The organism is Streptomyces sp. CA-294286, assembly GCF_050947155.1.
Classification (GTDB): domain Bacteria; phylum Actinomycetota; class Actinomycetes; order Streptomycetales; family Streptomycetaceae; genus Streptomyces.
Window position 1 is genome coordinate 3,000,478 of the sequence record NZ_CP192005.1, and the last position, 23,546, is coordinate 3,024,023.

Annotated in this window: 17 protein-coding genes, 4 tRNA genes and 1 other RNA gene; 10 read left to right on the top strand and 12 right to left on the bottom strand. The window is 72.3% G+C overall.

What is annotated here, in order from left to right:
- Positions 1-372: 372 nt before the first annotated feature.
- The 4 genes from ACQPZG_RS18090 to ACQPZG_RS18105 form a co-directional block, all read right to left on the bottom strand.
- Positions 373-1,068 (bottom strand): sensor domain-containing protein, encoded by a 696-nt coding sequence (locus ACQPZG_RS18090; RefSeq protein WP_433546784.1) that lies wholly within the window; start codon positions 1,066-1,068, stop codon positions 373-375.
- Positions 1,069-1,900: 832 nt separating this feature from the next.
- A complete protein-coding gene (locus ACQPZG_RS18095; RefSeq protein WP_433546785.1) occupies positions 1,901-2,299 on the bottom strand; it encodes a type II toxin-antitoxin system VapC family toxin in 399 nt (132 codons plus the stop codon).
- A gap of 10 nt (positions 2,300-2,309) precedes the next feature.
- Positions 2,310-2,576, bottom strand: coding sequence for a hypothetical protein (locus ACQPZG_RS18100; protein ID WP_405779050.1), 267 nt, complete (start codon positions 2,574-2,576; stop codon positions 2,310-2,312).
- A gap of 258 nt (positions 2,577-2,834) precedes the next feature.
- Positions 2,835-2,919, bottom strand: a tRNA-Ser gene (locus ACQPZG_RS18105).
- Positions 2,920-3,050: 131 nt separating this feature from the next.
- Here ACQPZG_RS18105 and ffs point away from each other — a divergent pair.
- The 6 genes from ffs (at position 3,051) to ACQPZG_RS18135 (ending at position 13,151) form a co-directional block, all read left to right on the top strand.
- Positions 3,051-3,147, top strand: an RNA gene (gene ffs / locus ACQPZG_RS18110) — signal recognition particle sRNA small type.
- Between the two features lie 67 nt (positions 3,148-3,214).
- Positions 3,215-5,539 (top strand): DNA polymerase III subunit gamma and tau, encoded by a 2,325-nt coding sequence (locus ACQPZG_RS18115; RefSeq protein ID WP_433546786.1) that lies wholly within the window; start codon positions 3,215-3,217, stop codon positions 5,537-5,539.
- Between the two features lie 623 nt (positions 5,540-6,162).
- On the top strand, positions 6,163-7,440 hold the full coding sequence (gene purD / locus ACQPZG_RS18120; protein ID WP_433546787.1) for a phosphoribosylamine--glycine ligase: 1,278 nt from the start codon (positions 6,163-6,165) through the stop codon (positions 7,438-7,440).
- 1,196 nt (positions 7,441-8,636) lie between these two features.
- Positions 8,637-10,424 carry a hypothetical protein gene (locus ACQPZG_RS18125; protein WP_433549452.1) on the top strand — a complete coding sequence of 596 codons (1,788 nt, stop codon included), beginning with the start codon at positions 8,637-8,639 and terminating at the stop codon, positions 10,422-10,424.
- A 214-nt stretch (positions 10,425-10,638) separates the two neighbouring features.
- Complete coding sequence (locus tag ACQPZG_RS18130; protein WP_433546788.1) at positions 10,639-12,117, top strand: N,N-dimethylformamidase beta subunit family domain-containing protein; 1,479 nt, start codon at positions 10,639-10,641, stop codon at positions 12,115-12,117.
- A gap of 119 nt (positions 12,118-12,236) precedes the next feature.
- A complete protein-coding gene (locus ACQPZG_RS18135; protein WP_433546789.1) occupies positions 12,237-13,151 on the top strand; it encodes a phosphoribosylaminoimidazolesuccinocarboxamide synthase in 915 nt (304 codons plus the stop codon).
- 49 nt (positions 13,152-13,200) lie between these two features.
- On the opposite strand, the gene ACQPZG_RS18140 is transcribed toward ACQPZG_RS18135, so the two are convergent.
- From ACQPZG_RS18140 to ACQPZG_RS18175, 8 genes are all read right to left on the bottom strand, one after another.
- A tRNA-Gly gene (locus ACQPZG_RS18140) sits at positions 13,201-13,273 on the bottom strand.
- A 23-nt stretch (positions 13,274-13,296) separates the two neighbouring features.
- Entirely contained in the window at positions 13,297-13,908 is a 612-nt protein-coding gene (locus ACQPZG_RS18145) for a response regulator (protein WP_433546790.1), read from the bottom strand.
- A complete protein-coding gene (locus ACQPZG_RS18150; RefSeq protein WP_433546791.1) occupies positions 13,905-15,251 on the bottom strand; it encodes a sensor histidine kinase in 1,347 nt (448 codons plus the stop codon). Before ACQPZG_RS18150 ends, ACQPZG_RS18145 begins: the two co-directional genes overlap by 4 nt.
- Positions 15,252-15,328: 77 nt before the next feature.
- Positions 15,329-16,144 (bottom strand): ABC transporter permease, encoded by an 816-nt coding sequence (locus ACQPZG_RS18155; protein WP_433546792.1) that lies wholly within the window; start codon positions 16,142-16,144, stop codon positions 15,329-15,331.
- Positions 16,141-17,118 (bottom strand): ABC transporter ATP-binding protein, encoded by a 978-nt coding sequence (locus tag ACQPZG_RS18160; RefSeq protein ID WP_433546793.1) that lies wholly within the window; start codon positions 17,116-17,118, stop codon positions 16,141-16,143. The genes ACQPZG_RS18155 and ACQPZG_RS18160 overlap by 4 nt, the downstream gene beginning before the upstream one ends.
- Before the next feature lie 128 nt (positions 17,119-17,246).
- Positions 17,247-17,319: transfer RNA gene (locus ACQPZG_RS18165), tRNA-Gly, on the bottom strand.
- Between the two features lie 83 nt (positions 17,320-17,402).
- Positions 17,403-17,474: transfer RNA gene (locus ACQPZG_RS18170), tRNA-Gly, on the bottom strand.
- A 175-nt stretch (positions 17,475-17,649) separates the two neighbouring features.
- Positions 17,650-17,967: a histone-like nucleoid-structuring protein Lsr2 gene (locus tag ACQPZG_RS18175; RefSeq protein ID WP_433546794.1), complete on the bottom strand. Its 318-nt coding sequence runs from the start codon at positions 17,965-17,967 to the stop codon at positions 17,650-17,652.
- Positions 17,968-18,320: 353 nt separating this feature from the next.
- On the opposite strand from ACQPZG_RS18175, the gene purS reads away from it, so the two are divergent.
- The 4 genes from purS to ACQPZG_RS18195 all read left to right on the top strand — a co-directional run bounded on the left by purS (position 18,321) and on the right by ACQPZG_RS18195 (position 23,424).
- Positions 18,321-18,572 carry a phosphoribosylformylglycinamidine synthase subunit PurS gene (purS, locus tag ACQPZG_RS18180; protein ID WP_433546795.1) on the top strand — a complete coding sequence of 84 codons (252 nt, stop codon included), beginning with the start codon at positions 18,321-18,323 and terminating at the stop codon, positions 18,570-18,572.
- Complete coding sequence (gene purQ, locus ACQPZG_RS18185; protein WP_433546796.1) at positions 18,569-19,300, top strand: phosphoribosylformylglycinamidine synthase subunit PurQ; 732 nt, start codon at positions 18,569-18,571, stop codon at positions 19,298-19,300. Before purS ends, purQ begins: the two co-directional genes overlap by 4 nt.
- Complete coding sequence (gene purL / locus ACQPZG_RS18190) at positions 19,297-21,558, top strand: phosphoribosylformylglycinamidine synthase subunit PurL (RefSeq protein WP_433546797.1); 2,262 nt, start codon at positions 19,297-19,299, stop codon at positions 21,556-21,558. Before purQ ends, purL begins: the two co-directional genes overlap by 4 nt.
- 108 nt (positions 21,559-21,666) lie before the next feature.
- The gene (locus ACQPZG_RS18195) at positions 21,667-23,424 is read left to right on the top strand and encodes a hypothetical protein (protein WP_433546798.1); all 1,758 of its coding nucleotides are present in this window, start codon (positions 21,667-21,669) and stop codon (positions 23,422-23,424) included.
- Positions 23,425-23,546 lie beyond the last annotated feature (122 nt).

A 23,546-nucleotide genomic window follows, 5' to 3' on the forward strand; every position in this document is an offset into this window, starting at 1 on the left:
GCGGCGAACCGGGCGACCTGACGTCCGAGCCTGACGTGCGGGCCTGACGCGGGGGCCTGACCTCCGGGCCTGCGCCGCGCGGGCTGGGGTCTGGGACTCGGCGGCGAGCCGCCGAGTCAGAAGAGTCAGAACCCTCGCAGCGCGGCCCACAGAACCACGCAAGGACGCCCGCCGCACGGCACAGGGCGGGGGGAGGACCGAAGCCGGTTTCTCCCCCGCCCTTCGTCGTTCACCTGTCCGGGACAGGTGGGCACCCGGGACAGGGCGACCGAAGTTCGGACACATGACGGGCCCGCCCGCCCGGCCCGAAGCGCAGGATCCCGGACCGGAGTCGCCCGGTCCGGGATCCTGCGCGCCGCACCGCGGGGGCGCTCAGCGCCCGAGCAGCCCCCGTACCGCCGCCCGGTCCACGCTCGTCAGGGCGCGCACTACCTTCGGGGTGAGGAAGACGATCGCGAACCCCACCAAGGACACCGCGGCGAGCTGGACGGGCGAGGTGACGTCGTACGTGTGGCGGACGCCGCCGGCGGTGAAGTCGTACACCCGGTAGCCGGTCCAGCCGTCGATGTAGCGGGCGAAGACCCAGTTGTACGCGGGCAGGAGCGCGACCGCCCAGCCCACGGACCAGATGGTCACCGTCGTCACGAAGCTGAAGAGCCGCCACGGGAACAGCAGTACCTGGAACAGCAGCGCCTTCCAACCGGCCGTGTCCAGAAGGCGGTTGCCGATTGCCGCGAAGAACCCGCGGCCCTCGGCCCGCGCCACCGGCTCGGGCCCCTCCACGTACAGTCCGAGCCCGTGCCGCGCCCTCCCGCGTTCGGCGGCGCCGAGTCCGCGCGCCCCCGCCAGCATCGCGGCCAGCACCGGCAGCCCGAGAACCGTGACGACGAGCCCGGCCCCCGCGGCGAACATCGACACGGCGAAGGCGAACCCCACGACCGCCACCGGCAAAGAGGTGAGCACGTACCCGATCTCCCGGTACGTGGCCGCGGCGAACGGGGCCTGGAAGAAGCCGCCGACGGGCGCGGCGTCCGCAGGAGCGGGGGCAGAGAGGGAGACGGTGGTCATGGCGGGCCTCGAATCATCGCGGTGGGGACGTTTCGCAACGTTCCGTGCTGATGAGGAGAACGATCCCGGAACCGGCGCCCGATGAGGATGGTGCCGCCCGGCCGATCAAAGGTGGTGCCAGCCCCCGTACCGACCTCCGGTAACCCTCGGTCCCTGCCGTGCCCCCGCCCACATCCGTCGGCGCCGACAGGCATCACGGACCGGCGTACGGCCCGATTCCGCGGTTGCGTCACCACATGTCTCGTGGGGCTCGCCGACCGCTCAACGGTCGGCGTACGGCCCATGCGTCCGGGCCCGCCGCCCGGCCGCGGATCCAGCGATCGCCGTGTCGGACAGGTCCCCCAGGATCCCGAGCGACCCCGGCACCACCCACCCGGGGAACCCGTTCTCCACACGTCCCACCACCCCCGAAGCCCCCGATACTTCCCGACCGGTTGGCGAGGAAGAACCGTGCGTCGTTCGCGCTCACCCGGTGGTCGCCCAGCAGGAACAGCCGCCCCTCCGGCACCTGCACGTCGTACGGCGCCGCCCTCCGGTTCACGTTGCCACGCATCACGGTTGGAAAAGCGGGAGGCCCGGACCGATTGACCGGTCCGGGCCTTCTAGCTGTGGAGGATACGAGATTCGAACTCGTGAGGGGTTACCCCCAACACGCTTTCCAGATGTTCGTCCGTTTGGGAACGTACGGGAACGTCCTGACCTGCGGTGGAGGCGGGGACGGTGGGGCTTGTGAACGGTGCTGTACGCCGGTGAACGCAACCAGAACTGCAACCACGAATCTGAGCGGCCGGTGCGGTCGACAGCGGCTTCCGTGCGGCGTCACGCGACGGCGTCAGACGTCCCGGATGATGACGCGGTCGCCGCAGAGCCGGGCCCAGTCGTCGCGGTCCGAGGTGAGGACCAGGGCAGGGGAAGGCGAGCGGAGGGCCATGGCGGCGACCAGGGCATCGATCGCGTACTTGTGGCCGTGCAGTCCGTCGGCGTCGCGCAACAGGCTCACGGCAGCGAGCGCGTCCTCCGGCGTCACGGGCTCCAGCCGCAGGCGGGCGAGGTACCACTGGAGGCGAGGCAGGTCGGACTTGCCGTGCACCGCCTCGACGACAGTCAGCGCCGAGACGCGGACCGGGATACGTGCTCGGCGGGTCGCTTCGATGCGTGCCGTCAGGGCGCGGTCGTGACGAAGCAGCAGGGAGAGCGCCTGGGAGTCCAACACGACCGAGCGCGCGGTCACTTCTTTTCTTTCATGCGGCGTGCTGTCCCGCGTCGTCGGCGTGGCCGAAGAGTTCCCGGGCTGCGGCTTCGATCTCGGCCTCGGTCAGTGGGCCGTGTTCCGCCTCCTGGGCAGAGACGATCTCCGTCAGCCCGTCCATCTCCAGCTGGTGCCGTACTGCGTCGGTGACGTAGGACGACAGGCCGCGCTTCCCCGTCCGCTCTCGGAGAGCCGAGAGCAGATCGGCCGGCAGGGAGACGGATACGTTCTCGGTGTGTCCCGCACGCTGGGTCGACATGCCATCAATGTAGTACAGGAATTATTACAGCGCCCGGGTGTTTGGCAGAAGTCATGAGTGAGGTTCCCGGACGCTGGCGCGGTACCTCCATGTCCCGGAGGCCATGCTCCAGGACTGACCCGGAAGATCGCAGACGCCATCTGGGAAACCCCGGCCCCCTCGTGCGGACGAAAACCAGGACAGCGAGGGTTGAGAACAACGACGAAGGCCCCGGCCGGCGAACCGGTCGGGGCCTTCGTCTGCCCTGATGGGCGGGTGCGGAGGATACGAGATTCGAACTCGTGAGGGGTTGCCCCCAACACGCTTTCCAAGCGTGCGCCCTAGGCCACTAGGCGAATCCTCCGCCGCAAACAATACAAGACGTTGGGGAGTGCTTGCGACCGCGTTCGGTGGGTGGGGGGCCGGGAGGGGGTTCGGGGGGATGCGCAGGTGGGGGCGGGTCGATTTGGGGGGAGGGGATCGGCTAGGGTGGGCATCAGCCCCTCACGTGGCGCTATCTGACTGAACTCCCCCAGGGCCGGAAGGCAGCAAGGGTAGGTTGGCTCTGGCGGGTGCGTGGGGGGTCTTTGCGTTCCCGGGCGATGGCCTCCGGGCCGGGGCGGGGCCGGTTGTCAGTGGGTCCCGATAACCTCGTATGTGTGTCGTCCCTTGCGCTGTACCGCCGCTATCGCCCCGAGTCGTTCGCCGAGGTCATCGGGCAGGAGCATGTCACTGCCCCGCTGATGCAGGCCCTGCGGAACAACCGGGTCAACCACGCGTACCTGTTCAGCGGGCCGCGGGGTTGTGGAAAGACGACCAGCGCGCGCATCCTGGCGCGTTGTCTGAACTGTGAGCAGGGGCCGACGCCCACTCCGTGCGGGGAGTGCCAGTCCTGTCAGGACCTGGCGCGCAACGGCCGCGGGTCCATCGACGTGATCGAGATCGACGCCGCTTCGCACGGCGGTGTGGACGACGCGCGCGACCTGCGGGAGAAGGCGTTCTTCGGGCCGGCCGGCAGCCGGTACAAGATCTACATCATCGACGAGGCGCACATGGTCACCTCGGCGGGCTTCAACGCCCTGCTGAAGGTGGTCGAGGAGCCGCCGGAGCACCTGAAGTTCATCTTCGCGACCACCGAGCCCGAGAAGGTCATCGGGACGATCCGGTCGAGGACGCACCACTACCCGTTCCGGCTCGTGCCGCCGGGCACGCTCCGGGACTACCTCGGCGAGGTGTGCGGCAAGGAGGGCATTCCGGTCGAGGACGGAGTGCTGCCGCTGGTCGTGCGGGCGGGGGCCGGTTCCGTACGTGACTCGATGTCCGTGATGGACCAGTTGCTCGCCGGCGCGGCCGAGGACGGCGTGACGTACGCCATGGCGACCGCCCTGCTCGGCTACACGGACGGGTCGCTCCTCGACTCGGTGGTGGACGCGTTCGCTTCGGGGGACGGGGCCGCGGCCTTCGAGGTCGTGGACCGCGTCATCGAGGGCGGCAACGACCCCCGAAGGTTCGTGGCGGACCTGTTGGAGCGGCTGCGCGACCTGGTGATCCTGGCGGCGGTCCCGGACGCGGGGGAGAAGGGGCTTATCGACGCACCCGTCGACGTGGTCGAACGGATGCAGGCACAGGCGTCCGTCTTCGGCGCCGCTGAGCTGAGCCGGGCCGCGGACCTGGTGAACTCCGGGCTGACCGAGATGCGCGGGGCCACCTCGCCCCGGCTGCAACTGGAGCTGATCTGCGCGCGGGTGCTGCTGCCCGCGGCCTTCGACGACGAGCGTTCCGTGCAGGCCCGGCTGGACCGGTTGGAGCGCAGCGGCCCCGCAGCGGGCGGCTTCGTCGCGGGCGGAGCGATGCCGGGGATGCCCGCGATGGGGTACGTACCCGGGCCCGAGGCGCACGCGGCGCCCGTGCCGGGGGGTGCCCCCGGTGCCGGGGCGGGGCGCGGGTCCTCCCCTGCTGCCTCCGGTCCGCCCGTGGCACCCGGTGGCCCCGTGGCTCCGGCCCCCGTGGCCGCCCAGGCGCCGCCTGCACACGCGCCGGAGGCCCCGCCCGCCCAGGCTCCGGCCCCGCACGCCCCGATCCCGCACGCCCCGACTCCGCCCGCGCCTGCTGCCGAAGCACCCGCCGCTCCCGCTCGTCGACCCGGCGGGTGGCCCACCGCGTCCGCCCCGGGGCAGGGCCGGCCCGAGCCGGTGGCACCGCAGCCGAGCCAGCCGCAGGCCACCGCCGCCGCTGCCCCTCCGGCGGCGGGTCCCGGTGCGGCCGCGGCGCAGGGTGCCGCCCAGGTGCAGAACATGTGGCCCGGGATCCTGGAGGCGGTCAAGAACAAGCGCCGGTTCACCTGGATCCTGCTCAGCCAGAACGCCCAGGTCGTCGGTTTCGACGGAACCACCCTCCAGGTGGGGTTCATCAACGCCGGCGCCCGTGACAACTTCGCCAGCAGCGGCAGTGAGGACGTACTGAAGCAGGTTCTCGCCGAATCCTTCCAGGTGCAGTGGCGGATCGAATCCGTCGTCGACGCGAACGGCGGGGGAGGCGGCCAGCCCGCCGGTCCCCCCGGGGGTCAAGGCGGCGGTGGCTTCGGCGGGGGCAGTGGCGGCTTCGGTGGCGGTGGTGGCGGCTTCGGCGGTGGGAACAGCGGTGGCGGTTACGGAGGTGCTCCGGCGACCCCTCCGGCTCCTGCCCCGGCGGCGGCACGGCCTCCCCGGGCGGCGGCCCCGCAGGGAGGCGGCGGGGGAGCCCCGACGCAGCCGGGAGCGTCCGCGCAGGCACCCGCACAGCCCTCGCAGGGGCAGTACCAGGGGCCCCCGTCCGCTGCCGAGACGCCGTCGCGGCGCGACCCCGTGCAGCGTCAGTCGGTCTCCGTCGAGGACGACATGCCGGAGGACGACGATCCGGATCTCGTCGACTCGGCGCTGTCCGGACACGACCTGATCGTGCGGGAACTGGGGGCGACCGTCGTCGAGGAGTACGTGAACGAATAGCACGGCTCCGGTGGGGACGAGTAGCGCGGGCCGGTGGAACGACTAGCGCGGCCCCGGTGGAACCGAGCAGCGCGGCCCTGGTGGAACCGAGCAGCGCGGCCCTGGTGGAACGAGCAGCACGGCCCTGGTGGGAACGAGCAGCATGGCCCCGGCTGGAACGAGTAGCGCCGGTGGGCCGGGGAGGTGTCGCGGTCGTCCGGGAAGCGCGACGCCGGCCCCGACCGTGAGGCGTGACGCAATTCGCGCGGAGGGGGCCGATCCGGCTGCCCTCCCGGTCCGACGGCGGTCGGTTGGCCGTGGGACGCCGGTCGGTCGGCCTGATGTGGGCCGCTCGGGGGGAGGAGGTGTCCAGGGCCCGTACGGGCGAGACGTCACCAGGTGCGGCGTCAAGGCCCGCTCGGGCGAGGCGTCAGGCCCACTCGGGACGGGCGGGTGTCGCGGGGCCTGTCCGGGGAAGACGTCAGGACCCACTCGGGGCGGGTCAGGGTCCCTTCGGGCGGGGCGTGAGGGGCCGCCAAGGGGCGGGGCGTCGTAGGAAACCACAAAGGGCGATTCGGCGCCGTGTCGGCGGGATCTCCAGCCCCGTGCGTCCCCGTCTCCGTGCAGGCTCTAGGCTGCACCCCGTGAAGGTCCTCGTCATCGGCGGCGGCGCCCGCGAACACGCCCTGTGCCGCTCTCTGTCCCTCGACCCCGACGTCACCGCCCTCTACTGCGCCCCCGGCAACGCCGGCATCGCAGAAGTGGCGGAGCTGCACCCGGTCGATGCCCTCGACGGGGCCGCCGTGGCGCGCCTCGCCACCGAACTCGACGCCGGTCTCGTCGTCGTGGGCCCGGAGGCCCCGCTCGTCGCGGGGGTCGCCGACGCCGTGCGCGAAGCCGGGATCCCGTGCTTCGGGCCGTCCAAGGAGGCGGCCGAACTGGAAGGCTCCAAGGCGTTCGCCAAGGACGTGATGGCGGCGGCCGGTGTGCCCACCGCACGCAGCTACGTCTGTACGACGCCGGAGGAGATCGACTCCGCACTGGCCGCGTTCGGGGCCCCGTACGTCGTGAAGGACGACGGCCTCGCGGCGGGTAAGGGCGTCGTCGTGACCGACGACGTCACGCAGGCGCGGGCGCACGCGCTGGCCTGTGAACGGGTCGTCATCGAGGAGTTCCTGGACGGGCCGGAGGTGTCGCTCTTCGCCATCACGGACGGGGTCACCGTCCTGCCGTTGCAGCCCGCCCAGGACTTCAAGCGGGCCCTGGACGGTGACGAGGGGCCCAACACCGGCGGGATGGGCGCGTACTCGCCGCTGCCGTGGGCCGACCCGAAGCTCGTCGACGAGGTCATGGAGTCCGTTCTCCAGCCGACCGTCGACGAACTGCGGCGGCGCGGCACGCCGTTCTCCGGGCTGTTGTACGCGGGACTGGCGATGACGAGCCGGGGGGTGCGGGTCATCGAGTTCAACGCCCGCTTCGGCGACCCCGAGACCCAGGTCGTCCTGGCCCGCCTCCGTACGCCCCTCGCGGGCGTGCTGCTGGGCGCGGCCAACGGCACCCTGGACGTCCAGCCACCGCTGGCCTGGCGCGACGAGGCGGCCGTCACGGTCGTCGTCGCTTCGCACAACTACCCCGGCACCCCGCGTACCGGCGACCCGATCGAGGGCCTCGACGAGGTGGCCGCACAGGACGCCCCCGAGGCGTACGTCCTGCACGCGGGCACCAGGCAGGACGCCTCCGGCGCGGTCCTGAGCGCCGGTGGCCGAGTGCTGTCGGTGACGGCCACGGGCGCCGACCTGACGGTGGCACGCGAGCGGGCGTACCGGGCGTTGGGGCGCATCCGGCTCGACGGCTCGCAGCACCGCACCGACATCGCGGCGAAGGCGGCGGCGGACGCGGACGTGCGGACCCCGCAGGGCTGAGCGGGAACCCCGTCGGGAAGTGGCGGGGAGCAACAGCCGGAGCCCGATCGGGCTCCGGCTGTTCGGCTTGCCCGGCCCCCGACGCATGTGTCCGGCCTTACCGCCCGTGTCCGGTCGCACCGCATGTGACCGGCCCTTACCGCGCGTGCCCGGTCCGGGCCCGCACGTGCCCGGCCGCACCGCCCAGGTCCGGCCCGGGCCCGCACGTGCCCGGCGCGAGCGTCGGTGTCTGCTTCCTTCCGCTTCCCTCCGCTCGTGCCCGGTCCGGGCCCGCATGCGCCCCCACCGCCCCGGTCCGGGCCCGCATGCGCCCCCACCGCCCCGGTCCGGGCCCGCATGCGCCCCCACCGCCCCGGTCCGGGCCCGCATGCGCCCCCACCGCCCCGGTCCGGGCCCGCATGCGCCCCCACCGCCCCGGTCCGGGCCCGCATGCGCCCCCACCGCCCCGGTCCGGGCCCGCATGCGCCCCCACCCCCCAGGTCCGGGCCCGCATGCGCCCGGCCCCACCACCCGCGCCTGTTTCCACCCGCACGGTCGGCCCACCCGCACGCGCCCGGCCCCACCGACGGTGCCCGCTTCCCTCCGCACCGGTTCGACCACGCGTCCTCACGTGCGGTCTACCCGCCCGTCCACCTGCCCGCCGGTCCACTCACCTGTGCAGCCAACCCATCCGTCCGGTCCACCCATCCGCGCAGTCAACCCGCCCGTGCGTCCCACCACCCCCCCACCCACCCGTCCGGTCCACCCATCCACCCACCCACCCGGCCCGTCCCACCCACCTGTCCCGCCCACCGCTCCCGGTTACGCGTTCCGTCCTCGCCCCCTCCCCGTCTTCCTTGCCGTATCCCGTTCCCGGGTTCACCCCAGAAGCCAGCACCTTTACCCAAAGCCATTCCATCGGGTGACGGCTCGCCCATCCGGATGACGGGTGCCGAAGCCCCAACTAGGGTGCCGCGCAGGCGTTCCGGCACTTGGCCCATCGACATTGCGATGTCAGAGGCGGGTGCCACAGTGGGGAGTGAACAACCCGTCGCAGGGCAGAGGGGGTGAATCCGGTCGTGTCCGGTGTGTCTGACTCCGGTGCCAGTTCCACTGGCCCCGGTTCTCGGTCCGGTTCTGGAACAGGGTCCGGCTCCGGAGCGGATCCTGGCTCCGGTACGGGACCCGGCGGAAGTGCGCCGCGTTCCCCGGACGACCTGGGTGCGGAACAGGGTGCGCAGGCCGCGCGGGCCAGGGCGCTCGCCGTGCTGCGGGTGCGCAGCCGGGCGCTCGCCGCGTCCCTGCTGCCGGCCGCCGTGGCCGTCGTGCTGCTGGTCGGCGGCGCGTCCGGGCGGCTGACGGGCGTGGGCTGGGACGTGGCGCGCTGGACGGTGTCCGCGGTCGCGTTGGCCGTGCTGCTGGTCGCCCTGGTGGTCGCCGCGGTGATCGCGCGTGCGCGGCCCGCCGTGACGCCGACCGTCGAGCTGTCCGAGTCGTCCGCGCCCGACCTGTACCGGCTGGTGCGGGACCTGGCGGAGCGGCTGGAGGTTCCCGCCCCGTCCGCGATAGCCCTGACCCCGGACTGCGACAGCTGGCTGGAGGACCGCTCCCACCCGGCCGCCGGGGGCGCGGCCCTCGCCGGTGGACCGTCCGCGACCGGTGGGGCGGCCTCGGCCGCGGGAGGAGTTCCGTCCGGTGAGTCCATACGCAGCGGGGTCGGCGCCCCCGCCCCGGTTCTCGTGATCGGGTCGCCCTTCCTGTGGTGGATGCGCGTCGCCGAGCTGCGGGCGGTCCTCGCCCCGGTGGTGGCCGGTACGGGCCCCGCCGCGCATCCCGACATAGCCGCCGCCCGTCGTTTCGTACGGGGCCTGGACGCGGCCGCCGCGGTGGCCGCGGAGCCCGGCCGCGGTGTCGTGCGGCGGGTCGCGCTGATCCCCCTGGGGCGGATCTCCCGGCTCCTGCTCGGTGCTTGCCGCGAGCACATCACCCAGCTGGAGCGGGGCGTCGCCGCCGCCGCGTCCGAGCGTGCACGGACGGTGGACTACGGGCTGCGGATCGTGGCGCAGGAGCAGGTCGGCCTCGCCTACGCGGGCTGGGACCGGCTGCTGACCCGGGTCGCGCTGCCCGCCTGGCGGATGGGCCGCTGGCCCTCCCGGCTCGACGCCGGAGTGGTTTCCGCCCTCACCGAGCTGTCCCGCCGCGACCGCCTCGCCGACCAGTTCGCCTCCCGGCTCGGCGAACGCCCCGCCTGCGACCTGCTGGAGGAGCCCGGCACCGTGGACGGGACCGTCTCGCTGCTGGCCGCCCGGCTCTTCCACGGCGGCCCGGCCGCCCCGGGCCCCGACTGGTCCCCGGTGGACTGGCAGGCGTACCCCGAGGAAGTCGTCGACCGGAAGTGGCGTACCGAGGCTGCCCGGCTGCACCGCGTCCTGGACGCCCTGGACACCGACACCGTGGGTGCCGGATCCCGCCACGACGGCACCGGCCGTGACCGTACGCCCGCCACCGGCAGCCCCACGCTGGCCCGCGTCATGGACCACCTCGCCGCCGCTCCGGTGCCATTGACCGGAGCCCCGGGCCCCGACGACGGGCGCCCCGACGAGGAGCGCACCGACGCCCTCGCCGCCGGTATCGCCGCCGAGGCCGCCCGCGACGAGGCCGCCGCGCCGCCGGCCGCCCCGGTGCCCCTCGGCGGGGGCCGGGAGGACAGCGCGGCCTGGGCCGAGGGTTCGCTGCCGGTCTTCCCCATCCAGCCGCCGCGCACCGGGCGCGACCTGCTCGCCGACCACGTCACCGCGATGGTCTGCTGTGCGGCGGTCGACACCGCGGGCGCGGCCCCCGGCCTGGACTGGCTCGACGGCCCGTCCCTGCTCGTCGGCGGCAAGCGCCGCTCCGACCTCACCGGGCCCGTCCTCAGTCTGGTGGAGGACGGCGATCCGGTCCCGTTGCGCGGCTGGCTGACGGCGGTCGGCGTACGGCCGGAGAAGCCGGTGCGGTTGGTGTGAGCACCCGTCAGCACACCGCGTCCGCGCGTCGCCGCAGACCCGCCGACGGGTCCCACGAACGGAGCACCGAGTTCCGGTTCACGCCAATTCGCGACGAACGGTGACGGAGTGAGTGCGTTATGTGATGTGCTGGGCTCCTGGAGCTGACAGGTGCTGCACCCCTGTGACTCCAGGGATCCGAAGTTTTCCCGGGGGGCCGAGGGAGGGATGTGACGTGGGGGCGGAGCAGATTCGCTGGGACTCGGGGGCGCTCGCGCACGCCGTCTCGGACCCGTTCGGACAGGGCCCGCTGCCGTGGCTGCGCGGCGGCGACCAGTACCTGGACGAGGAAGGCGCGGTCGTCCCCTGGTACGCGGAGCTGGATCCGGCCACCGGCGCCCGGGTCCCGCAGCCGCGCCGCACCTCGGGGCCCCGTACGGCCGACGACGTGAACTGCCAGATCAAGGGCTTCACCTCGTCCGGATCGGTCTCCCCCGGCGGCTCGGTCGACTTCCACGTCACGGTCAACCCGCCGCAGGAATTCTCCGTGTACGTCTACCGGATCGGCCACTACAGCGGCGCCGGCGCCACCAAGGTCGACACCAGTCCCCGGCTGTCCGGCATCGTCCAGCCCGCCCCGCTGGCCGCCGAACGCACCGTCTCGTGCCACCACTGGTGGCAGTCCTGGCGGCTCCAGATCCCCGAGTACTGGAGCCTCGGCGCGTACGTCGCCGTGCTGACCAGCGCGGACGGCCACCGCTCGCACATCCCGTTCACGGTCCGCGACGACCGCCCCGCCGACTACCTGCTCCTGATGCCCGACATCACCTGGCAGGCGTACAACCTCTACCCGGAGGACGGCCGGACCGGCGCCAGCCTCTACCACGCCTGGGACGAGCGGGGGCGTCTCCTCGGCGAGGAGGACGCCGCCACCACCGTCTCCTTCGACCGGCCGTACGCGGGCCAGGGACTGCCCCTGCACGTCGGGCACGCCTACGACTTCATCCGATGGGCCGAGCGGTACGGCTACGACCTCGCCTACGCCGACGCACGCGACCTGCACGCCGGCCGCATCGACACCTCCCGCTACCGGGGCCTGATCTTCCCCGGCCACGACGAGTACTGGTCGGTGCCCATGCGCCGGGCCGCCGAGCGCGCCCGCGACCAGGGCACCTCCCTGGTCTTCCTCTCCGCCAACACCATGTACTGGCAGGTCGACCTCGCCCCCTCGCCCTCCGGCGTCCCCGACCGCCTGCTGACCTGCCACAAGCGCCGCGCCCCCGGAAAGGCCGCGCTCTGGCGCGAAGTGGACAGGCCCGAGCAGCAGCTCCTGGGCATCCAGTACGCCGGACGGGTCCCCGAGCCCAGCGCGCTCGTCGTGCGCAACGCGGAGCACTGGCTGTGGGAGAACACCGGCGCGGGCGAGGGCGACGAGATCGAGGGCCTGGTCGCGGGCGAGGCCGACCGCTACTTCCCGCGCACCGCCCTCCCCCAGCACTGCGGCCGCATCCTGCTCGCGCACTCCCCCTACCGGGACAGCGAGGGTGCGCTACGTCACCAGGAGACGTCGTTGTACCGCGCGCCCAGCGGGGCACTCGTCTTCGCGTCGGGAACCTTCGCCTGGTCCCCGGCGCTGGACCGTCCCGGTCACGTCGACTCCCGCATCCAGAAGGCGACGGCGAACCTCCTGGACCGCGTCGCCAAGGGCACCTGATCCCTCCCCCGGGAGGCGAGCGCACCGGCCCCGAGCGGGCGGAACCCACCCTGACCGGGCCTTTCCCTCTCCCGTACGGGAGAATCGTGCTCGATCGGCCATAACCACGGGGAGGAACCGTGTCCGGATTCGTAGTAAAGCCCGAGCCCCAGCAGGTGCCGGGCCTGGTACATCTGCACACCGGCAAGGTGCGCGACCTGTACCGGAACGAGGCGGGCGACCTCGTGATGGTCGCCAGCGACCGCACCAGCGCCTACGACTGGGTGCTGCCCAGCGTCATCCCCGACAAGGGGCGCATTCTCACCCAGCTGTCGCTGTGGTGGTTCGACCAGCTCCAGGACCTGGTCCCGCACCACGTCCTGTCCACCGACGTCCCGGCGGGCGCCCCGGCCGACTGGGCGGGCCGCACCCTGGTCTGCAAGTCGCTGCGCATGGTCCCCGTCGAGTGCGTCGCCCGCGGTTACCTGACGGGCTCCGGTCTCGTCGAGTACCAGGATTCCCGTACGGTCTGCGGCCTCGCGCTGCCCGAGGGCCTGGTCAACGGCTCGGAGCTGCCCGGCCCGATCTTCACGCCCGCCACCAAGGCGGCCGTCGGCGATCACGACGAGAACGTGAGCTACGAGGAGGTCGCCCGCCAGGTCGGCGCCGAGACCGCCGCCCTGCTGCGCCAGACGACGCTCGCCGTGTACGGCCGGGCCCGCGACATCGCCCGCGACCGGGGCATCGTCCTCGCGGACACCAAGTTCGAGTTCGGGTACGAGACGGTGGCCGACGGCGAGGACCGCCTCGTCATCGCCGACGAGGTCCTCACCCCGGACTCCTCGCGGTTCTGGCCGGCGAGCAGCTGGGAGCCGGGCCGCGCGCAGCCGTCCTTCGACAAGCAGTTCATCCGCGACTGGCTGACCTCGGACGACTCCGGCTGGGACCCCAGGTCCGACAGCCCGCCGCCCGCCCTCCCGCAGGAGATCGTGGACGCCTCCCGCGCCAAGTACGTCGAGGCGTACGAGCGGCTGACCGGCCTGAGCTGGTCGTAGCAGACACGAAGAAGGCCCCGGTCGCCATGACCGGGGCCTTCTTGCGCGGAGCGGACGACCAGGTTCGAACTGGCGACCTCAACCTTGGCAAGGTTGCGCTCTACCAACTGAGCTACGTCCGCGTTGCGCCGTGGCGCGAGGACAACTATACCCAACCCCGCTCCCGTGCGAGACGCACCGCCGCATGACGGTTCTCCGCCCCCAGCTTCGACGCCGCCGACGACAGGTAGTTCCGGACGGTGCCCTGGCTCAGCGCCGCACGCGCGGCGATCTCCGCGATCGGCGCTCCGTGCGCGGCCAGCTCCAGCACCTCCGCCTCCCGCACGGTCAGCGGTGAGTCCCCGGCCGCGATCGCGTCGGCCGCCAACTCCGGGTCCACATAGCGGTTTCCGGCCCGTACGGTACGGATGATCTCGGCCAGTCGCTGGGCGCTCACCGTCTTGGGCACGAACCCCCGCACGCCCGCCGCGAGCGCCCGCTTCAGGTGGCCCGGCAGCCCGTGACTGGTCACGATCATGGTCCGGCAGTCCGGCAGATCGGTCCGCAGCCGTGTGGCCACCGCCACACCGTCCAGCCCCGGCATCTGCAGATCCAGCACGGCGACGTCCGGCCGGTGCTGGAGCGCCATCGCCAGGGCCTCGTGCCCGGTGGCGGCCTCGGCGACCACTTCCAGGTCGTCCTCCAGGGCCAGCAGCGCGGCGAGCGCTCCCCGGATGAGGTGTTCGTCGTCGGCGAGCAGGATGCGCACGGCGCTCATGCGGCACCGGCCTTCGGTCGGCCGAAGAGTCTCAGGAACTTCGCGCCGGTGGCGGGCGCGGGCGGTTCTGCGGGCTGCGGGCTCATGGGGCCGATCTTTCCTTCGTCGGGGGGAGTGGATGGGTCCGGTGCGCTCAGCGGCACCTCGGCCGTCACCCGGAACGTGCCCTTGGCGGTCGCCCCCGCGGCGAGCGTGCCGCCCACGGCGGCGAGCCGCTCGCGCAGCCCGGCCAGACCGGAGCCGGTCGCACCGACGGCGGCAGCGGCCGTCGCCCCGTCGTTCTCGACGACCAGGACCGCGCTGAGCCCGTCCGCGGTGAGGCGCAGCGTGCAGCTCTTCGGGTTGCCGTGCCGCAGGACGTTGGTGGTGGTCTCGCGGACGACCCAGCCGAGCGCGGACTGCACCCCGGTGGGCAGGCCGGAGGCCGGCGCGTCGTCGATCGTGCACGTGATGCCGGCGGCGGCCAGAACCCCTCGCGCCCCTTCGATCTCGTTGCGCAGGTCGGCCTCCCGGTACCCCCGAACGACCTCCCGCACCTCGCGCTGCGACTCCTGGGCGATCCGCTGCACCTCGGCCATCTGCTCGGCCGCCTCCGGCCTGCCGCGCCGGGCGAGTTGCATGGCGAGTTCGCTCTTGAGGGCGATGACGGCCAGGTTGCGGCCCATCACGTCGTGCAGGTCCCGGCCGAACCGCAGCCGCTCCTCGGCGACGGCGAGGCGGGCCTGGGTGGCCTGGGCCCGCTCCAGTTCCCAGGCCATGCCCGCGAACCAGAGCGACGAGCGGTAGGCGGCCAGTCCGTAGAAGCCCGCCAGCAGGATCGCCATCCCGGTGGCCACCCCGAGTCCGAGATCCTGAGTCGTGGCGTGCACCGCCCCTGCGGCCAGCAGCGCGAGCACCCCCGTTGCCAGAGCGAGCCGTCGTGCCGTCGACAGGGCGCACACCGAGACCGCGGTCGGGGTGAGGCCGAACATGAGGAGCATGATGAAGTCCCCGCTGTCGTCTTTCCTGGCACTGAGCCCGCCGGTGGCCTGGAGTATCACGGCCAGGACGAGGACGGCAGTGCCCAGCACCATGGAGACCGCGGCGGTGACACGGGCGGGCGAGGCCCCGTGCAGGCGGTGGGCGAAGCCGCGCCTGACGGCGTGCATCGAGAGCACGGTCTGCGCGAGGACCACCGCGAAGAGGCCCTGAGCCATGGCGACCGGACCGGGCTCCAGCACCAGGTTGGCGGGGAAGGGCCCCAGGACGCCGAGGCACATGAACCAGGGCAGCACGTACAGCGTGACCCGCATGTACAGGTCCATCTTCGCGGCCCGCCCGCGTCCGCGCCAGAAAGCCTTCATTCCCGTCCCGCCTCCTCGAAACCGGTTCTGCCCGGAGTGCCGTGGGGCACTTCCGGGCAGGGAGCCGCTCGTCGGTACTACCGCCGCGGCTCCCAGCGGAACCACTTCCTGATCGTGAACACCGACAGTACGATCCAGGCCGCCGCGACGGCCACGGCGCCGAGCGCCCCGGTCCCGCTCAGGCTGCCGGTCCAGCCGCCGCGCATCAGCTCCACCACGGGCGAGAACGGCAGCAGTTCGCAGAGGGTGGCGGCGGTGTCCGGGAGGGCGTCCAGCGGGAAGAAGAGCCCGGAGCCGAACATGGAGAGGAACATGACGGGCGCGATGGTGAGCTGCGCGCCCTCGGTGGACTTCGTGAAGCACGCGGTCGCCGCGGCGAGGAGCAGCGCCAGCACGGTTCCGAGGAGCACGCCGCCGGCCACGAACAGCACGTTGGACGGCATGTCCACGTCCAGCAGCAGGACCCCCGCGATCAGCAGCACCGCGCACTGCGCCAGCCCGGCCGAGAGCGCGGCGATCGAGGTGCCGGCCAGGATCTCCACGTCACCGGGCTCCCCGGTCCGCAGCCGCTTGAGCACCAGCTCCTCGCGGCGGGTGACGTAGGTGCCGACCAGCGTGCTGTAGATGCTGACGATCAGCACGTACGTCAGGGCTGTCGGGATCAGCATCGTGCCGAGCGACAGCCCGTACTGCTCCAGATCCATGCCCTGTGCGGCCGACAGGGACGCGACGGTCAGGACGACCGGCATCACCAGCAGCGTGACCAGGCCCGCCTTCTGCCGCCCCAGCAGGGTGAGTTCGGCCCGGCCGAGAGCCTTCATCCGGCCCGCGGCAGTGGTGCGCGGCTCCGTCGTCGCCGCTGTGTGACCTGCCTGCGTCAGCGTGCCGCTCATCGCGCCGCCACCTCGTCCCTCGTCGTGTTCGCCGTCGTGCCCGTCGATTCCTTCGCCTCCCGCGCGATGTGCAGGAAGGCCTCCTCCAGCGAGGCAGACCGCACGTCGAGCCCGCGCAGCTCCACCCCCGCGCCGTCCGCCCAGACCAGCAGGCCGGTCGCCGCACGCTGGAGCTGCTGGGTCGACAGCTTCACGGTCCGGCCGTCCAGGTGGTGCTCGGTGACGCCCAGCGTGCCCAGCGGCGGCAGGTCGCCCAGGTGGTAGCCGGACGGCAGCTCGAAGCTGATCTGCGAGGGGTGCGCGGCCACCACGTCGTCCACCCGGCCCTCGGCGGCGATCCGTCCCTCGTGCATGATCGCCAGCCGGTCGGCCAGCTCCTCGGCCTCTTCGAGGTAGTGCGTGGTCAGCAGTACGGTCGTGCCCTCGTCGCGCAGGTCCCGTACCAATTCCCAGGTGGCGCGCCGCCCTTCGGCGTCGAGCCCGGTCGTCGGCTCGTCCAGGAACAGGACCTCGGGCCGGCCGAGGACCGCCATCGCCAGGTCGAGCCGCCGCCGCTCACCGCCGGACAGCTGGAGCACCCGTACGGCATGGCGCCCGCCGAGTCCCACCAGCTCCAGCGCCTCCTCGACCGGGCGGGCCCCGCTCGTGCAGCCGGCCCACATCCGCGCCGTCTCCAGCACGGTCAACTGCGAGGGGAAGCCGCCCTCCTGGAGCATCACGCCCACCCGGGGCCGGACCTGGGACCGCTGCGTGTACGGGTCGTGCCCCAGCACCCGGACGCGGCCGGCGGTCGGGGCGGCCAGGCCCTCCAGGAGTTCCAGCGTCGAGGTCTTGCCCGCGCCGTTCGTCCCCAGGAGCGCGAAGAGTTCGCCCCGGGCGACGGAGAGGGAGACGGAGCGGACGGCCTCGAAGCCTCCGGCGTACGTCCGCCGCAGCCCTTCGACGTCGATGACAAGCTCTGCGTTCGTGGTCATGACTCAAGGCTCGGGCCCGGACGCCGCCGACGGCAGTGCAGGCTGTCATCGCTCCCGATGACAAATGTCATGACGGGGTACGGGAACGCCGAAGGCCCCAGTCGGATGACTGGGGCCTTCGGTCTCTGAGCGGACGACCAGGTTCGAACTGGCGACCTCAACCTTGGCAAGGTTGCGCTCTACCAACTGAGCTACGTCCGCGAGGTGGTGCTGGTACTGCTCTGTGGTGCGGCATCACCTTACCCGATGTGCCGGGGTGACCGGCAACCGGTGGAGCGATGCAGAGCGGGTGACAGGAATTGCACACTGCGCCTTCCCCCTGGAAGAGGGATGTTCTACTACTGAACTACACCCGCACGCTGCGTGGGGCGGGGCCTTGCGGCCTTGCCCTTCGGCGTGCTCCAGACTTTAGCCCAGGTACCGGGGTGTGATGCAAATCGGTTCCCGGCCGACCCGCGCGGCCCCCCGAGAGGGCCTCGGCCGGGACCGCCCCTCGCTCCTGTCGTTCCGTCAGGAGGCCGCGGCCGAGGGTCAGGAGGCTTCCGCGAACGCCTCGTAGACCTTCTTCGGGATGCGGCCCCTGGCCGGCACCTCCATGCGGTGCGACCGCGCCCAGGCGCGTACCGCCGCCGGGTCGGGGGCCACCGCCGTGTGCCGGTACACATTGCCCGACTTCGAGTGCTTTCGGCCTGCGTCGACGTACGGCTTCAGTGCCGCGCGCAGTTTCTTTGCATTGGCGGGATTGAGGTCGATCTCGTACGACTTCCCGTCGAGGCCGAAGGTCACCGTTTCCGCCGCTTCTCCTCCGTCGATGTCGTCGGAGAGCGTGACCACTACGCGTTGCGCCACGGATATCGGTCCTTCCTGCGGACGAGTGCCGGTCGAGGAGCCGGGGGCACCGCGCTGACGTGCGGTGATGTCGGCCCACCAGCGTTTTCTGGTGAGGTGGTGAGCAATGTTGCTTTCTCTTGCATTCCTTTGTACAGGGGGAGTCATTGCATTGTGAAGCCCAGTCAATTCCCTCAGCGTGTCCAGGGCAATGCAAGGGCCTGTTTTTTCGTCGATTTTTCCCCGCGTTGTCTGCTCCGATACCGGAGCGTGATCACCCGACGGGATAGTCGGGACATATCTACCCGCGTAGAATTTTTGGGCGGGTACGCTGGTGAAACCGCCTTAAGCACCACACCACACCGGGAGTGCCAGTGGCACGCGTCGTAGTCGACGTCATGCTCAAGCCCGAGATTCTCGACCCGCAGGGACAGGCGGTGCAGCGTGCACTGCCCCGTCTCGGCTTCGAGTCAATCGCGGACGTCCGTCAGGGGAAGCGTTTCGAACTGGAGGTGGAGGGGCCGGTCGACGACGCCGCCCTCGCCCGCATCCACGAGATGGCCGAAACCTTCCTCGCCAACACCGTCATCGAGGACTTCACCGTGAAGGTGGAGGAAGAGAAGTGACCGCCCTCCCGTCTCCCAGCACCCTCGACGGAGACCCTGCGGGCCTCGGCAACGCCCGCATCGGGGTCGTCACCTTCCCCGGGACGCTCGACGACCAGGACGCGCTCCGCGCCGTCCGGATCGCGGGCGCCGAGCCGGTGTCCCTGTGGCACCGCGACAAGGACCTCCACCAGGTCGACGCGGTGGTCCTCGCCGGAGGGTTCTCCTACGGCGACTACCTGCGGGCCGGCGCCATCTCGCGCTTCTCGCCCGTGATGGACACGATCATCGAGCAGGCGAAGGCCGGCATGCCGGTCCTCGGCATCTGCAACGGCTTCCAGATCCTCACCGAGGCACACCTGCTGCCCGGCGCGATGCTCCGGAACAACCACCTCCACTTCATCTGCCGCGACCAGAAGCTGCGGGTGGAGAACGCGGAGACTGCCTGGACCGCCGACTACGAGGCCGGCCAGGAGATCTCCGTACCGCTCAAGAACGTGGACGGGCGGTACGTCGCCGACGAGCGCACGCTCGACGAGCTGGAGGCGGAGGGCCGGGTCGCCTTCCGCTACCTGGACGGCAACCCCAACGGCTCGCTCCGGGACATCGCCGGCATCAGCAACGCGGCGGGCAACGTCGTCGGTCTGATGCCGCACCCCGAGCACGCCGTCGAGCCGCTGATCGGTACGGGCCGTACCGACGGGCTCGGGTTCTTCACCTCGATCCTGAAGAAGCTGGTCAACGCATGAGCCTGGACACGGTCAAGCACGCTGCTTCGACGCCCGACGTCGAGCAGCCCTGGAAGGAGCTCGGCCTCAAGGAGGACGAGTACGCCCGGATCCGCGAGATCCTCGGCCGCCGTCCCACCGGCGCCGAGCTCGCCATGTACTCCGTGATGTGGTCCGAGCACTGCTCGTACAAGAGCAGCAAGGTCCACCTGCGGCAGTTCGGCGAGAAGGTCCCGGCCAACGACGCCATGCTCGTCGGGATCGGCGAGAACGCCGGCGTCGTCGACGTCGGCCAGGGCTACGCGGTCACCTTCAAGGTCGAGTCGCACAACCACCCCTCGTACATCGAGCCCTACCAGGGCGCGGCCACCGGCGTCGGCGGCATCGTCCGCGACATCCTCGCCATGGGCGCCCGCCCGGTCGCGGTCGTCGACCCGCTCCGCTTCGGCGCGGCCGACCACCCCGACACCCGCCGCGTCCTGCCCGGCGTGGTGGCCGGAATCGGCGGTTACGGCAACTGCCTGGGCCTGCCGAACATCGGCGGCGAGGTCGTCTTCGACGCCTGCTACCAGGGCAACCCGCTGGTCAACGCCGGCTGCATCGGCGTCATGAAGCACGAGGACATCCACCTCGCAAAGGCTTCCGGCGCGGGCAACAAGGTCATCCTGTACGGCGCCCGCACGGGCGGCGACGGCATCGGCGGCGTCTCGGTCCTGGCATCGGAGACCTTCGACGACGCGAAGCCCACCAAGCGCCCCGCCGTCCAGGTCGGCGACCCGTTCCAGGAGAAGCTCCTCATCGAGTGCACCCTGGAGATCTTCGCGGAGAAGCTGGTCGACGGCATCCAGGACCTGGGCGGCGCCGGTCTCTCCTGCGCCACCAGCGAGCTGGCGTCGGCCGGTTCCGGCGGCATGCGCGTCGAGCTGGACACCGTGCCGCTGCGCGACTCCTCCCTCTCGCCCGAGGAGATCCTCATGAGCGAGTCGCAGGAGCGCATGTGCGCGATCGTCGAGCCGCAGCACGTGGACCGCTTCATGGAGATCTGCGAGAAGTGGGACGTCATCGCCACCGTCATCGGTGAGGTGACCGAGGGCTCCCAGCTGGAGATCTTCTGGCACGGCGAGCAGATCGTCGACGTGCCGCCGCGCACCGTCGCCCACGAGGGCCCGGTGTACGAGCGCCCCTACGCCCGCCCCTCCTGGCAGGACGCCCTCCAGGCGGACGACGCGAACCAGCTGCCCCGCCCGGCAAGCTCCGAGGAACTGCGCGCGCAGGTCCTCAAGCTGGTCGCGTCGCCCAACCAGGCGTCCAAGGCGTGGATCACCGACCAGTACGACCGCTTCGTGCAGGGCAACACCGTCCTGGCGATGCCGGAGGACGCGGGCATGGTCCGCATCGACGCCGATACCGGTCTGGGCGTCACCATGGCGACCGACGGCAACGGCCGGTACGCCAAGCTGGACCCGTACGCGGGTGCGCAGCTGGCGCTCGCCGAGTCGTACCGCAACGTCGCCACCACCGGCGCCAAGCCCCTCGCGATCTCCAACTGCCTCAACTTCGGCTCCCCCGAGGACCCGGACGTGATGTGGCAGTTCGCGGAGGCCACCCGGGGCCTCGCGGACGGCTGCCTGGAGCTGGGCACCCCGGTCACCGGCGGCAACGTCTCCCTCTACAACCAGACCGGCGAGACCGCGATCCACCCGACGCCGGTCGTCGCGGTCCTCGGTGTCATCGACGACGTCTCCCGCCGTACGCCGATGGCCTTCGCCGAGGAGGGGCAGCTGCTGTACCTCCTCGGTGACACGCACGAGGAACTGGGCGGCTCCGCCTGGTCGGAGGTCGTGCACGGCCACCTCGGCGGTCTGCCGCCGAAGGTCGACCTGGCGCGCGAGAAGCTGCTCGCCGAGATCCTGATCTCGGCCTCCCGCGACGGCATGATCGACGCCGCCCACGACCTGAGCGACGGCGGTCTGATCCAGGCGGTCACCGAGTCCTGCCTCCGGGGCGGAAAGGGTGCGCGACTGGTGGTGCCGGACGGCATCGACCCGTTCGTGTTCCTGTTCTCGGAGTCGGCCGGCCGCGCGGTCGTGTCGATTCCGCGCAGCGAGGAGCTCCGGTTCAACGACATGTGCGGGGCGCGCGGTCTGCCCGTCGCCCGCATCGGCGTCGTGGACGGCTCCGGCGCGGATGCGTCGATCGAGGTCCAGGGCCAGTTCGGCATCCCGCTGGCGGAGCTGAAGGAAGCGCACGAGGCGACCATTCCGGGCCTGCTGGCCTAGTGCCCGCCCGGCGGCGGACGGCTCTCGTCCGGCGCGTGCGGGAGTGCGGCCCCACCCCGGGGTGACCGGGGCGGGGCCGCACTCGCGTTCCGTGGTCATAATGCGCGGGTGAACGATCAACTCCCGCCGCCTGTGCGGCTTCCGGGTGCGTGCATACCCGAGGGCACCGCCCCCTGGCGGTCCGCCGACGCGCGCCGCTGGCTGACCGCCGTGCCCTCCCGCAGGTGGGCGCACCCGGGATGGCCGCTGCTGACGCTGGTGCTGGCGGGAGTGCTGGTGTGGCTGCTGCCGGATCCGCCGCCGGAGCTCCTTCTGGGCACCCGGTCCGAGGGGAGGACGGCACCGGCTCTGGCAGCGGTCGAGATCGGCGACGGGTACGTGCCCCTGACCGGAGAGGGCACCGTAGCCGTGGGCTCGTTTCCGGCAGGCATCGCGTGGCCCTTCGGGACCGTCCGGGTGTGGACGCTGACCACGCTGTTCCTGGGCCTGGTGCTCCTGGAGGCGTACTGGATCCTGCGGCGGCCCGCTCTCGCACTGGCCGTGCTCGGACCGCTGACCGCCGTCGCGCTGCTCAGCGACGCGGGGGTGGCCGGCGCGGGGCCGGCAGCCCGGACCGTGGTGGGCGCCGCCGCTCTCCTGGCCGGGCTGCTCCTGCTGTACCGGCTGCGGGCACGCGCACGCCGGCGGGCGCACGCGGCGGCGGCCGCCGGTGCGTACCGGCACGCCCCGCCGCCGGTGCCGGTACGCCGGCCCCACCGGCTTCTCGCGCCGGTCGCCGCCGCTGTTCTGCTGGCCGTGGCGGGGTACGTCGGCACGACCGAGAGGCCGTTCGGGGTGAACTGGCTGCTGCTGGTGTCCGGGACGCTCGGCACCGGTCTCCTGGTCCACGTCCTCGCCGACCGATGGGCCGCCCGCCGGTTCACCCGGCACCCGCAACCTGTGCTGCGCGTGCTGGTCCGGGAGGCCGAGGACGGCAGGGTCCGCGTGTACGCGGCCGACGACCACGCCGCGTCCGAGCCGCTGCTGCGCTTCCGGTCGTGGGGAGGGTACAAGGGGGAGCAGGCAGGACAACCGGTGCCGCACGGCGCCCTGCGCGAGGCGGTGCTGTACGGACTTCCCTGCCCGGGAGCGGAGTTGACGTACGTCGCCGCCGTCGACGGACCCGAAGGGCGCGTCGCCGTCGAACGCTCCACCGCCCCGGCGGCTCTCGCCCCCGCCGTCCCCGACCCCCACTCCTCCCGCACCGTAGAGCCGATCGAACGCGCCGAGTCGGCGTCCACCGGGTCGGCGCCCACCGAGAAGGAAACCGTGTCGCACCCCTCCGCCCCCAGCAACCCCCGTACTCTCGCGCCGAGCTGGTCGGCCGGGCCGGTGAGCCGCACGGCCGGCGCACTGGTCCTCCTCTTCGAGGCGGCGACGATCTGGAACCTCTTCGACAACGAGCACACCCTGCGGACCTGGCTGCTGCTGGTCACGCTCCCCTTCGCCCTGACCTGGGCGGCGACCGCGCTCAACTGGCGTGTCACGGCCGACCGTTCGGGCGTGTGGGTGGCGGGCGGCTGGCGGGTCGAGCTGGTGCCGTGGGCGAAGATCGAGAAGGTCGAGTGCGGCGAGGACGGCCTGGTTCTCCAGGGCCCCGACGGCACGCGGACCGCCGTCCGTCCCACCGGCTGGGCGAGCCTGGACCGCCGTACCGCCAAGGGCCATGTGGCGGGGAGGGCGGCCGAGGGGATCCGCGCGATGCTCGCCGACCCCGCATCCCGTCCCGCCGTGGACAGCACCCCCGCAGACCAGGGGATGCCGCTCGGCCCGGTGATCGTGCTGGTGGCGGCACTGGTCGCGGCCGGGCTGATGTGGTTGTCGTAGGGGCGCGGACCGGGCCCCGGCGGAACCTCACCGGGGACGGTCTGCTTACGTGACCCCGGGGCCCTGCCCGACGGGGACCCGCCGCGGACCGCCGCCGCGGGACACGGTCCGAGGGAGGCTGC

Coding starts and splice junctions, on each gene's coding strand:
- ACQPZG_RS18090 (WP_433546784.1), bottom strand. CDS start 1,068: ATGACCACCGTCTCCCTCTCTGCCCCCGCTCCTGCGGACGCCGCGCCC.
- ACQPZG_RS18100 (WP_405779050.1), bottom strand. CDS start 2,576: ATGTCGACCCAGCGTGCGGGACACACCGAGAACGTATCCGTCTCCCTG.
- ACQPZG_RS18145 (WP_433546790.1), bottom strand. CDS start 13,908: ATGAGCGCCGTGCGCATCCTGCTCGCCGACGACGAACACCTCATCCGG.
- ACQPZG_RS18150 (WP_433546791.1), bottom strand. CDS start 15,251: ATGAAGGCTTTCTGGCGCGGACGCGGGCGGGCCGCGAAGATGGACCTG.
- ACQPZG_RS18155 (WP_433546792.1), bottom strand. CDS start 16,144: ATGAGCGGCACGCTGACGCAGGCAGGTCACACAGCGGCGACGACGGAG.
- ACQPZG_RS18160 (WP_433546793.1), bottom strand. CDS start 17,118: ATGACCACGAACGCAGAGCTTGTCATCGACGTCGAAGGGCTGCGGCGG.
- purL (WP_433546797.1), top strand. CDS start 19,297: ATGAGCCTGGACACGGTCAAGCACGCTGCTTCGACGCCCGACGTCGAG.